Here is a 9,999-nt window from a genome sequence, read left to right as displayed (position 1 = left end):
CGGCGTCGCACGGGCGGGTCAGGCGAGGTCCGGCGGCTTCAGGTCGGGGTGCCGCGCGTAGAGCGGATTCATGAAATCGAGCAGCATCGTGGTCAGCAGTTGCGACACGAATTCGCGGTAGGCGACGAATTCCGAATCCGGACACGACGCCTTGACGGTCAGCAGGGAGCGATCCAGATCGGCTCCCATTTGCAAGATCATGTCGTTAAGGACACTTGCGATTTGCTTGTCAGAGACCATTTTTTGCCTTTTTAGCATCCCGCCAACGCGTTACAACTGTTGACGCAGAGATGACAAACTGGCGCCAAGTGGCATGCGTCCAAGGGCCGGACGCACACCAATTCCGGGGGGCGTCAGCGTTCGTCGCTCCACAGCTTGCCGCCCGTCGCCCAGTTCTCTTTCTTCACGTCGGCGAGGATGATGTCGACCGAGCCCGGGTCGCAGCCGAGCGTCTCGCACGTGACGCGCGTGATCGCTTCGACGAACGCGCGTTTCTGCTCGACCGTGCGGCCTTCGAACAACTGGATATTGAAAGTCGGCATGATTGGATGCTCCGATGGTTGGGGTAGGGAAGTCGGGACGCGAGCGGCGTCAGTCGCGATACGACGGATCGATCCGGTCGAGGCGGCGCAGCAGCGCCGGCCATTCCAGTTCGCCCTCGATCGCGCCGCCGTCGCGCAACTGCGCGGCGGTGCGCTCGGCGACGGCCGGCTCGGGTAGCACGAGCGGCCCGCCGCCTGCCTGCGCGCGCACCTGGATGTCGCAGGCCTTGATCAGCGTATCCATCAGCACATATGCCTCGGCGACGGTCCGGCCGACCGTCAGCGTGCCATGGTTGCGCAGCAGCATCGCGGATTTCGCGCCGAGGCTGGCGGTCAGCCGCGTGCCTTCGGCCGGCGAGAACGCGAGCGCCTCGTAGTCGTGGTATGCGAGGTCGCCGTGAAACCGCAGCGCGTGCTGCGACGCGGGCAGCAGCCCGTCGCGCTGGATCGACACGGCGATGCCGGCCGTATTGTGCAGGTGCATCACGCAGACGGCGTCCGGCCGCGCGGCATGCACGGCCGCGTGCAGTGCGAAACCGGTCACGTTGACTGCGTATTCGCTCTCGCCGATGCGGTTGCCGGCCAGGTCGATCTTCACGAGATTCGATGCGCGAACCTCGTCGAACGCGAGGCCGAACGGGTTGATCAGGAAGTGCCCGGGTTCGCCGGGCACGGTCACGGAAAGATGCGTGTAGATCAGGTCGTCCCAGCCGTTCAGCGCGACGAGGCGATAGGCGGCGGCGAGATCGACGCGCAACCGGCGCTCGGCGTCCGAGATCGGGCCGCCGGGCTTCACGGTGTCAGGACGGTGTGCGAATGACGACATCGGGTTCTCCGAGGGTGAAGCGGCGCGCGACGATCACCGTGATCCACGCAGCGATCGCGAACGGGGCCGTGAACGCGGGGAGGCCCGCGCGCGTCGCGAGCCACTGGATCAGCGCGGCGAGCGCGGCGGCCGCGAACGCCGCGCGCGGCCCGCGCGGCATCAGCGCGAGTGCGGCGAGCGCGCCGTTGAAGCCGAGCAGGCCGTCGGTGAACGACGCGCCGTTCGCGCCGGCCGCGATCAGCAGCACGGTCGACACGATCGCGCCGCCGAGCGCGAACGCCGCCGCGCGGCGCGACGCGACGGCGAGGCCGGCGACGATCAGCGCGCCGGCCCACGGGCCTTGCGCAAAGGTGGTTTGCGCGACGCCCGACAGCAGCGCGTCGGCGACGGAAGGCAGCGTCAGGGGCGCACCTACTGTCGCGTCGCCCGCATGCTGCGGCGCGACAAACGGCAGCCACAGCGCGGTGACGGCGAGGCACGGGCTCGAATACGCGCACTGGCGCCAGCGGGCGAGCGGCACACGCATCACGCGCTGCACGAGCGCCGCGCCAATCGCGACCAGCGGTACCAGCGCGACGGCGGCGAGCGAGGCAGGCGCGAACAGCACGGCGATCAGCGCGGCGAGCGCACCGTTGAAGCCGTGCAGCCCCTGTTCGACGTCGCGGCGCTCGGCACCCGTCAGCACCGCCGTCATGCTGGCGGCGGCCGAGCCGACCAGCGCCGCGGACGCGAGCCGCAGGTCGGTCAGCGCCAGCGCGGCGAGCAGCAGCGCGCCGGTGACGGCACGCGCCTGCAGCACGATCTGCCCGATGCCGCGCAGCAGGATGCGCAGGTCGATCGACGGCGAGGCGGGGCGGGCGGTAGGCATGGCGGCGGTGGAACAGGACGAGCCGCGAGCATAGGACACAATGCCGTGCACCGGAATAGGGAATTCTGGATAGTCAGGATTTGTGGCGCATGCCCTGAGTTGGGGCGGGGCGCGAGTTTCGGCGTCTTGTCTGCCCGGGGCAATGGCGCTTTCGCGGGATTGCCGGGCCCGGAAGCGAAATTTTGGCCGCAGCCGGATTTTTCGTGCGTACGCTGACGCGTCGGCGTTTTCGAGGAGGAACGAATGCGTGAACTGCGCTGGGCGTCGCTCGAGGGCGACGGAATCGAACACCTGACGTTCGACCGGGGGGACGCCGGCATCGTCGTCGAAAGTGCCGTGGTCGGCCAGCGGTACGGCCGCGCGTACGGGCTTGCGTACCGGGTCGAGTGCGATCCGCAATGGCGGGTCAGGTATGCGGTGCTCAAGGTGATGGGCGGCGGCACGCTGGAACTGCACGGCGACGGGGCCGGGCACTGGCGCGACGGTTCAGGCAGCGCGCTGCCGGAGCTGGATGGCTGCGTCGACATCGACATCGCGGCGACGCCGTTCACGAACGCGCTGCCGATCGGCCGCCTCGGGCTCGCACGCGGCGAGCGGCGACCGATCGACGTCGCATACATCTCGACGCCGGACCTGAAGGTGACGCCGGTCAAGCAGGCTTACGCGTGCATCGAGCCGGGCCGGCGCTACCGCTACGAAGGCATCTTCCGGAATTTCACGGCCGAGATGGACGTCGACCCCGACGGGCTCGTGATCGACTACGAAACGCTGTTCAAGCGCCTGCCGCCGTTGCGCTGAACCGCCGCTCGCGGTGCCGCGGGTGCTGCCGCGACCGCCCGTCGTTCATGCGTCGAGGCAAACCGGTCGATCCGCGCCGCGATCAGGTCGGGATTGTGCACCACGACCCAGTGCCCGCCGTCGATTTCCTCGCGCACGTGCTCGCCGAGCCAGCGCTCGAGATCGACCGACATTTCGGGCGTCACGTAGCGGTCGTGCACCGGCACGAGGATCTGCACCGGCGCCTGCGCATACCGCTCGCGCGGCTTTCTCGCCCGCGCGAGGAAATTCGCGCGGTAGAGCTGCAACCCGTTCAGCGCGTTCTTCAATTGCGCGGGATCGCGCTCGGGCCGCACGCGTTCGGTCAACTGCAGCCAGCGCGGCCACAGTGCGGCGCCGCCGAGGCGCCACACCAGCGACGGCACGACCGGCAGGTGGAAGAACGCGATGTACCACGATTTCAGGCTCTGCCTGAGCCGCATCTTCGCGCGGAACACGTGGTCGAGGCACGGGCCGGAGATCGACGTGTACGACGCGATCCGGCCGCGCAACGCAGGGTCGGTCACGGCCTCCCAGCACTGGATCGACCCCCAGTCGTGACCGACCAGATGGAACGGCCGCGCGCCGCAGGTCGCGTCGGCGACGGCCTTCAGGTCGTCGGCGAGCCGCGCCAGCGTGTAGTCCGCGCGGCGGCGCGGCGCATCGGATGCGCCGGCGCCGCGCACGTCGTACGCGATCACGCGGTAGCGCTTCGCGAGCCGCGCGCGGACCGGCGCCCACACGGCCGACGAATCGGGATAGCCGTGCACGAGGATCAGCGGCGGCGCGCGGCGCGGGCCGCTGACATGGACGGCGAGTTTCACGTCGCCGGAGCGGACGGTCAGCATCTCGTGCGTGCGCGCCATGACGTCATGCCTGCGGAACCGGATGCAGCGGCACGCGGCGCGGGGCGGCCTGGGCCGCATGGCGCGCGTTGGTCGCGTCGATGTTCGCGAGCAGCGTGTCGAGCCCTTGCAGGTACTGATGGTTGTCGTGGTCCCACGGATGGAAGCCCGGACGGAAGTAGTCGAGCCATTCGCGCGCGATGCTCGGGAACACGCCGGTCCGCGGGCTGTACAGATACTTCACGAGCCGCCACATGCCGCCGAACCTGCCGTGTTCGCGACGGTGCGCGCGCATCAGCCGCACGTGGAAGTCGAACACGATCGTCCAGAACATCAGGGTCGTGAGCAGCATCGTGCTGGTGCGCAGCAGGTAGCTGCCGAGGCCCGGCTTCATCACGGCGTTCCATACGTCGTACGACACCGCCTTGTGCTCGGTTTCCTCCATCGCGTGCCACATCCACATCTGCTGATAGCCTTCGACCGACCCGTCGATCCGGTGCTCGTGGCCCGCCAGCAGCTGGTTCGCGAGGATCGCCGTGTAGTGCTCGAGCGCGATCGTGATCGCGAGCTGCATCGAATGCGGCAGCGTCTTCTTGAAGAAGCCGAGGATCGTCCAGAGCCGCTTGTCGAGCTTGTGCGCGGGCAGGCCGGACGACTGCAGCAGGTCGTTGTACTCGATGTGCTCGCGCGTGTGCATCGCTTCCTGGCCGATGAAGCCGAGCACCTGCTTCTTCAGCTCCGGATCCTCGATGCGGTCGCGGTAGTGGCGCACCGAATCCATGAAAAAGCGCTCGCCGGCCGGGAACAGCAGCGACAGCGCGTTCATGAAGTGCGTGACCGGCACGCCCTGGACGTGCCAGTCCTTCGCGCGTTCGGGCGGCAGCGCGAAACGGATGTCGCGCCGCACCGGCATCATGTTCGGGGTCGTCATGATTGTTCTCCTCCCTGATTGCCTGCGTTGTTGTAGGTGGCGTGAAGCGGCGCGGCGGCCGGCGTGCCGTAGCGGGCGGCCGCGCGGCGGGCCTTCGCGGCCTCGCGGCGCGTCGTGAGCACGACGAGCGCCTGGTACGCGGCCGGCAGAATGCGCGCCATCCAGTCCGCGGCCTTCGCGTCGCGGCCGATCAGCACACGCCGCTTGTTGCGGCGCACGCCGGCGAGGATCGTGCGCGCGGCGTCGTCGGCGGTCGTGATGAAGAACTTCTCGAAGCTGTCCTTGCCTTGCTGCTCGCTTTCGACGATGAAGCCGACCATGTTCTTCGCGACGCGGCTCGACTGCGCGATGTTGGTGCGGATGCCGCCCGGATGCACGCAGGTGGCCGACACGCCGCACTTCATCATGTCCAGTTCCTGGCGCAGCGATTCGGTGAAGCCGCGCACCGCGAACTTGGTCGCGTTGTAGCCGCTCATGCCCGGCTGCGCGAAGATCCCGAAGATGCTGGACGTGTTGATCACGTGACCGTCGCCGCTCGCCTTCAGGTGCGGCAGGAACGCCTTCGTGCCATGCACGACGCCCCAGAAGTTGATGTTCACGATCCACTCGAGATCGCCGTATTCCATCCCTTCGATCGTGCTCGACAGCGCGACGCCCGCGTTGTTGAAGATCAGGTTGACCTTGCCGTGTTCCTGCGCGGTGTCGTCCGCCCACGCGAACATCGCGTCGCGGTCGCCGACGTCGAGCACGCGCGTCGACACGCGCACGTTCGGCGCGATCGCGCGGACGATCCGCTCGGTTTCGGCGAGGCCGACGCCGTTCTTGTCGGCGAGCGACACGTGGCAGCCGGCCTGTGCGAGCTGGACCGCGAGCGAGCGGCCCATGCCCGAGCCGGCGCCCGTGATCGCGGCGACCTTGTTGGCGAAATCTCTCATGTCGTTGGCTCCTTGTCTGGCTCAGGCCGCTTCGGCGGACGTGGAAGCGGAAGCGGCGGACGCGGCGGGCGCGGCGACGGGCCGCCCGCTCGTGTCGTGGTGCGGCGCGCGATACGCGTGGTAATCGGCGATCGAGAAGTGCGCGGTCGCCTGGCGGAAGCGCCAGGTGAAGCCTGGCCACAGCGTCGTGTTCTTGCCGGTGCGCGGGTCGAGGTACCAGCTCTTGCAGCCGCCCGTCGACCAGATCGCCTTTTGGAGCCGGCCCTGCAGGTCGGTGTTGAACTGCGCCTCGACGAGCGGGCGCACCTCGATCGCATCCGCGCGTTCGCGCTGCATCGCGTTCAGCGCGCCGAGGATGTATTCGATCTGCGACTCGATCATGAACACCATCGAGTTGTGGCCGAGGCCGGTGTTCGGGCCGACGATCATGAAGAAGTTCGGGTAGCCCGGCAGCGTCGTGCCGAGATACGCGTGCGCGCCGTCGCGCCACGCATCGACGATGTCGAGGCCGCCGCGGCCGATGATCGCGCCGCGCGGAAACGGATCGGCGACCTGGAAGCCCGTGCCGTAGATCAGGCAGTCGACTTCATGACGCTTGCCGTCGGTCGTCACGACCGCGTCGGCTTCGATGCGCTCGATGCCGGTCGTGATCACGTCGACGTTCTTGCGCGACAGCGCCGGGTAGTAGTCGTTCGAGATCAGCACGCGCTTGCAGCCGAGCGTGTAGTCGGGCGTGACCGCACGGCGCAGCTCCGGATCGGGAACCTGCTTGCGGATATGGCGCAGCGCGAGCTTCTGCACGTTCTTCATCAGCGACGGATGGATCGCGAAGCCGAGCACGCGCGATTCGAGCATCCAGTAGATGCCGCTGCGCACCGCCTTCTGCGTGAACGGCAGCGTGCGGAACAGCCACTTCTCGAAGCCGCTCAGGTTGCGGTCGGGCTTCGGCATGATCCACGGCGGCGTGCGCTGGAACAGCGCGAGTGCCTTCACGCGCGGCGCGATCTGCGGCACGAACTGGATCGCGCTCGCGCCGGTGCCGATCACCGCGACGCGCTTGCCTTCGAGTGGGTAGTCGTGATCCCACTGCTGCGAATGGAACGCGCGGCCCTTGAAGGTCTCGACGCCGGGAATCGCCGGCAGCGCGGCGCGCGACAGCCCGCCCATCCCCGACACCAGCACGCGCGCCGACAGCCGCTTGCCGTTCGCGAACGTGAGGCGCCAGCGTCGTGCGGCCTCGTCGTATTCGGCGCGCTGCAGCTCATGGTTCAGGCGCAGGTGCGGGCCGACGCCGAAGCGCTGCACGCAGTCTTCCAGGTACGCGCGGATCTCCGGCTGGGGCGCGAACATGCGCGTCCAGCGCGGGTTCGGCGCGAACGAGAACGAATAGACGTGCGATTGCACGTCGCAGGCACACCCGGGGTAATGATTGTCGCGCCACGTGCCGCCGACCGACGCGGCCTTCTCGAGCACGACGAAGTCGGTCACGCCGGTCTGCCGCAGGCGAATGGCCATCCCGAGACCGGCGAAGCCGGTGCCGATGATGGCGATGTCGGTGGTTTCGTCCGGGCCGTCGTGGCCGGGCGGGCCGAAAGGCAACGTGCGAGCATTCATCCGGGTGTCTCCGATTTGGCTCATTTTTTAATGTTACATTGGTTGATGTAACGATAGTGGGTGAACCCGGAAACCGCAAGAGGCTAGAAGCGGCGCTCTAAGGGCCGGAAGCCGCGCGGGAAAAGGCTGAGCGGGGTTTGGAACGGTCTGCTTTCCGCATTGCGGAATGTGCGGAAACGGCCGCCGGCAGGGCTGGAGAGGCGGGAGACGAAGGCCGCCGACACGCGGCGACCTGTTTGAAACGCTATCAGGGACGGATCGGGCGGGCGGCCGTCTCATGGAAAACCCCGGCGACGATCGTGATCTGCGCGAGCGCGTAGAGGCCCCAGATCAGGTAGTCGATGCCGGGAAAGCCGCCGAGGAAGCGTCCGACGCCGATCAGCGTGTCGGAGCCGACGAAGATCAGGCTGCCGACGGCGACCAGCGGGCCGCGCGTGCGGGCCGCGAGCGCGAAGCTCGCCATCGCGCACAGCACGAGCATGTAGACGGCGACGGGTACGAGTAGTTCGCCCAGATGCGGAAGGAACGCTGCATAGAACGCCGGCGCGGCGATCCACAGCCCGATCAGTGCGAGGAAGCGCCAGCCGTGCGGCCGCGCGCGCCAGCGCACGAAGATCGCGCAGTAGCACAGGTGCGTGAGCAGGAACGCACCGAGGCCGAGGACGAACGACAGCGGCCACTCGGGCAGCGCGAGCAGCACGTCGCCGAGCACGGCCGTGACGAGCGCCGCGCACAGCCACGCGCGTTCGCGCGGTGCCGCGCAGGCGCTGCCGGCCGCGAGCAGCAGGATGCCCATCGCGGCTTTCGCGGCGGCCTGGCCGGGATAGGGCGCGGCGGCGAGCGACAGCCCGTACAGCAGCGCGGCGGCGATGGCGAGCGGCCAGAGCCGGCGATAGGGGGCGGGAAGCGTGGCGATCAAGGCGGGTGTCTCCAGGGTTGTCGTCGTCTGCGGCGGACGGCGCGCCGTCGGTGGCGCGGCTGCGGCCATTATCCGGAAGAAAGGGCGGGCGAAAACCGGCGAATCCTTCTAGGCGCGGCATGGCGACGGGGGCGACGGGGGCGGCGGTGCGGCGGTCCGGCGGTACGGGATCGGGCGATGCGGCGCCGGTGCGCCTGCCGCCGCGCCGATCGTTTCGATGCGTTTGCCCCGGTCGAACCGGGGCAACACGGCGGTTTCGGCTTGCTATCATCGCCGCGTATCGACGTTGTCCCGCCCGGCCGCGCTACAGGGTTCGCAGGCCGGCGCGACGGCCGCGCCCGGCGAGGGCATGCCGCCGCGTTTTCATTGAATCCGTGCCGAGTCCCGCCAGCGCACCCGATGCAGTGGCAGGGGCCAGTCCTCCTGACCAACAGGTTCGACATGACCGAACTGCTCCACGGCGACGGCGCGATCCGTCGCACGACGCCATACGGCTCCTCGATCGAAAACACCTATGCGGGCGTGCTGTCGTTCATGCGTCGCAACTATTCGCGCGCGCTCGACGGCGTCGACGTCGCGATTTCCGGCGTGCCGCTCGACCTCGCGACGACCTATCGCTCGGGCGCGCGGCTCGGGCCGGCCGCGATCCGCGCGGCGAGCGTGCAGCTCGCGGAGCTCAAGCCGTATCCGTGGGGCTTCGATCCGTTCGAGGATCTCGCGACCGTCGATTACGGCGATTGCTGGTTCGATGCGCACAACCCGTTGTCGATCAAGCCGGCGATCGTCGAACATGCGCGCACGATCCTGCGCTCGGGCGCGAAGATGCTGACGCTCGGCGGCGATCACTACATCACGTATCCGCTGCTGGTCGCGCACGCGGAGCGCTACGGCAAGCCGCTGTCGCTGATCCACTTCGATGCGCACTGCGATACGTGGGCCGACGACGAGCCGGACAGCCTCAATCACGGCACGATGTTCTACAAGGCGGTGAAGGAAGGGCTGATCGATCCGGCGACGTCGGTGCAGGTCGGCATCCGTACGTGGAACGACGATTTCCTCGGGATCGAGCGGCTCGATGCCGCGTGGGTGCATGAGCATGGTCCGCGCGCGGCGGTGGAGCGGATTGTCGACATCGTCGGCGCGCGGCCCGCGTACCTGACGTTCGATATCGACTGTCTCGATCCGGCGTTCGCGCCCGGCACGGGGACGCCGGTCGCGGGCGGGTTGTCGTCCGCACAGGCGCTCGCGATCGTGCGTGCGCTCGGGGCGGTGAATCTGGTCGGCGCGGATGTCGTCGAGGTTGCGCCTGCTTACGATCACGCGGACATCACCGCGATCGCCGGTGCGCATGTTGCGTGCGATTTGCTGTGTCTGTGGCGGCAGAAGAAGGTGGCGGGGCGTTGAAGTGGGGGTAGGCCGGTGGGCGCGGACATGCAATGCAAAAGGCTGGCGGGCCGGGTGGCCGCCGGCCTTTTTTCATGCGCTGCACGCAGCGTCGACGATCGATGGCGGTGGGGGGATTGCTCGCCGCGCGTTTCACGTGGATGGCGCTTCCCGACCCCTTCCGGTCATCGGATCGTCCAGCGCTGGATGGCGGCTTTCGGTGGCGAAGGCGCCATCCACTTGAGACTACCCTCGTATTGCTGGTCGCCCAGATAGCCGTCTACCGTAGTGAAGCTTTTCCAAGGATTCAGTCCTCGCTG

11 protein-coding genes are annotated in these 9,999 nt (G+C 68.3%); 2 read left to right on the top strand and 9 right to left on the bottom strand.

What is annotated here, in order from left to right; genetic code table 11:
* Nucleotides 1-18: 18 nt before the first annotated feature.
* From DID99_RS11630 to DID99_RS11615, 4 genes are all read right to left on the bottom strand, one after another.
* Complete coding sequence (locus DID99_RS11630; RefSeq protein WP_124666732.1) at nucleotides 19-240, bottom strand: hypothetical protein; 222 nt, start codon at nucleotides 238-240, stop codon at nucleotides 19-21.
* A gap of 113 nt (nucleotides 241-353) precedes the next feature.
* On the bottom strand, nucleotides 354-542 hold the full coding sequence (locus DID99_RS11625) for a 4-oxalocrotonate tautomerase (protein ID WP_044843193.1): 189 nt from the start codon (nucleotides 540-542) through the stop codon (nucleotides 354-356).
* A gap of 49 nt (nucleotides 543-591) precedes the next feature.
* Nucleotides 592-1,368, bottom strand: coding sequence for a class II aldolase/adducin family protein (locus tag DID99_RS11620; protein WP_124666731.1), 777 nt, complete (start codon nucleotides 1,366-1,368; stop codon nucleotides 592-594).
* Nucleotides 1,343-2,236 (bottom strand): urea transporter, encoded by an 894-nt coding sequence (locus DID99_RS11615; RefSeq protein WP_124666730.1) that lies wholly within the window; start codon nucleotides 2,234-2,236, stop codon nucleotides 1,343-1,345. Before DID99_RS11615 ends, DID99_RS11620 begins: the two co-directional genes overlap by 26 nt.
* A gap of 243 nt (nucleotides 2,237-2,479) precedes the next feature.
* Here DID99_RS11615 and DID99_RS11610 point away from each other — a divergent pair, with 243 nt between their 5' ends.
* Entirely contained in the window at nucleotides 2,480-3,034 is a 555-nt protein-coding gene (locus DID99_RS11610; RefSeq protein WP_124666729.1) for a putative glycolipid-binding domain-containing protein, read from the top strand.
* Here DID99_RS11610 and DID99_RS11605 read toward each other — a convergent pair.
* The 5 genes from DID99_RS11605 to DID99_RS11585 all read right to left on the bottom strand — a co-directional run bounded on the left by DID99_RS11605 (nucleotide 2,995) and on the right by DID99_RS11585 (nucleotide 8,296).
* Nucleotides 2,995-3,918 carry an alpha/beta fold hydrolase gene (locus tag DID99_RS11605; RefSeq protein WP_124666728.1) on the bottom strand — a complete coding sequence of 308 codons (924 nt, stop codon included), beginning with the start codon at nucleotides 3,916-3,918 and terminating at the stop codon, nucleotides 2,995-2,997. The two genes, DID99_RS11610 and DID99_RS11605, sit on opposite strands and share 40 nt — an antisense overlap.
* 4 nt (nucleotides 3,919-3,922) lie before the next feature.
* Nucleotides 3,923-4,828, bottom strand: coding sequence for a metal-dependent hydrolase (locus tag DID99_RS11600; protein ID WP_124666727.1), 906 nt, complete (start codon nucleotides 4,826-4,828; stop codon nucleotides 3,923-3,925).
* On the bottom strand, nucleotides 4,825-5,763 hold the full coding sequence (locus tag DID99_RS11595) for an SDR family oxidoreductase (RefSeq protein ID WP_124520751.1): 939 nt from the start codon (nucleotides 5,761-5,763) through the stop codon (nucleotides 4,825-4,827). The genes DID99_RS11600 and DID99_RS11595 overlap by 4 nt, the downstream gene beginning before the upstream one ends.
* Nucleotides 5,764-5,784: 21 nt before the next feature.
* The gene (locus DID99_RS11590) at nucleotides 5,785-7,377 is read right to left on the bottom strand and encodes an NAD(P)/FAD-dependent oxidoreductase (protein WP_124666726.1); all 1,593 of its coding nucleotides are present in this window, start codon (nucleotides 7,375-7,377) and stop codon (nucleotides 5,785-5,787) included.
* A gap of 247 nt (nucleotides 7,378-7,624) precedes the next feature.
* Entirely contained in the window at nucleotides 7,625-8,296 is a 672-nt protein-coding gene (locus DID99_RS11585) for a lysoplasmalogenase (RefSeq protein ID WP_124520747.1), read from the bottom strand.
* Nucleotides 8,297-8,737: 441 nt separating this feature from the next.
* On the opposite strand from DID99_RS11585, the gene speB reads away from it, so the two are divergent.
* Complete coding sequence (gene speB / locus DID99_RS11580) at nucleotides 8,738-9,700, top strand: agmatinase (RefSeq protein WP_124666725.1); 963 nt, start codon at nucleotides 8,738-8,740, stop codon at nucleotides 9,698-9,700.
* The last annotated feature ends 299 nt before the right edge of the window (nucleotides 9,701-9,999 follow it).

This window comes from Burkholderia sp. Bp8986, from assembly GCF_003854225.1.
GTDB lineage: Bacteria > Pseudomonadota > Gammaproteobacteria > Burkholderiales > Burkholderiaceae > Burkholderia.
This window is presented reverse-complemented; position numbering and strand designations above follow the sequence as displayed.

Bases quoted from the DNA above. Each gene is read 5' to 3' on its own strand.
- DID99_RS11630 (WP_124666732.1), bottom strand. From the start codon at position 240: ATGGTCTCTGACAAGCAAATCGCAAGTGTCCTTAACGACATGATCTTG.
- DID99_RS11625 (WP_044843193.1), bottom strand. From the start codon at position 542: ATGCCGACTTTCAATATCCAGTTGTTCGAAGGCCGCACGGTCGAGCAG.
- DID99_RS11620 (WP_124666731.1), bottom strand. From the start codon at position 1,368: ATGTCGTCATTCGCACACCGTCCTGACACCGTGAAGCCCGGCGGCCCG.
- DID99_RS11615 (WP_124666730.1), bottom strand. From the start codon at position 2,236: ATGCCTACCGCCCGCCCCGCCTCGCCGTCGATCGACCTGCGCATCCTG.
- DID99_RS11610 (WP_124666729.1), top strand. From the start codon at position 2,480: ATGCGTGAACTGCGCTGGGCGTCGCTCGAGGGCGACGGAATCGAACAC.
- DID99_RS11605 (WP_124666728.1), bottom strand. From the start codon at position 3,918: ATGGCGCGCACGCACGAGATGCTGACCGTCCGCTCCGGCGACGTGAAA.
- DID99_RS11600 (WP_124666727.1), bottom strand. From the start codon at position 4,828: ATGACGACCCCGAACATGATGCCGGTGCGGCGCGACATCCGTTTCGCG.
- DID99_RS11595 (WP_124520751.1), bottom strand. From the start codon at position 5,763: ATGAGAGATTTCGCCAACAAGGTCGCCGCGATCACGGGCGCCGGCTCG.
- DID99_RS11590 (WP_124666726.1), bottom strand. From the start codon at position 7,377: ATGAATGCTCGCACGTTGCCTTTCGGCCCGCCCGGCCACGACGGCCCG.
- speB (WP_124666725.1), top strand. From the start codon at position 8,738: ATGACCGAACTGCTCCACGGCGACGGCGCGATCCGTCGCACGACGCCA.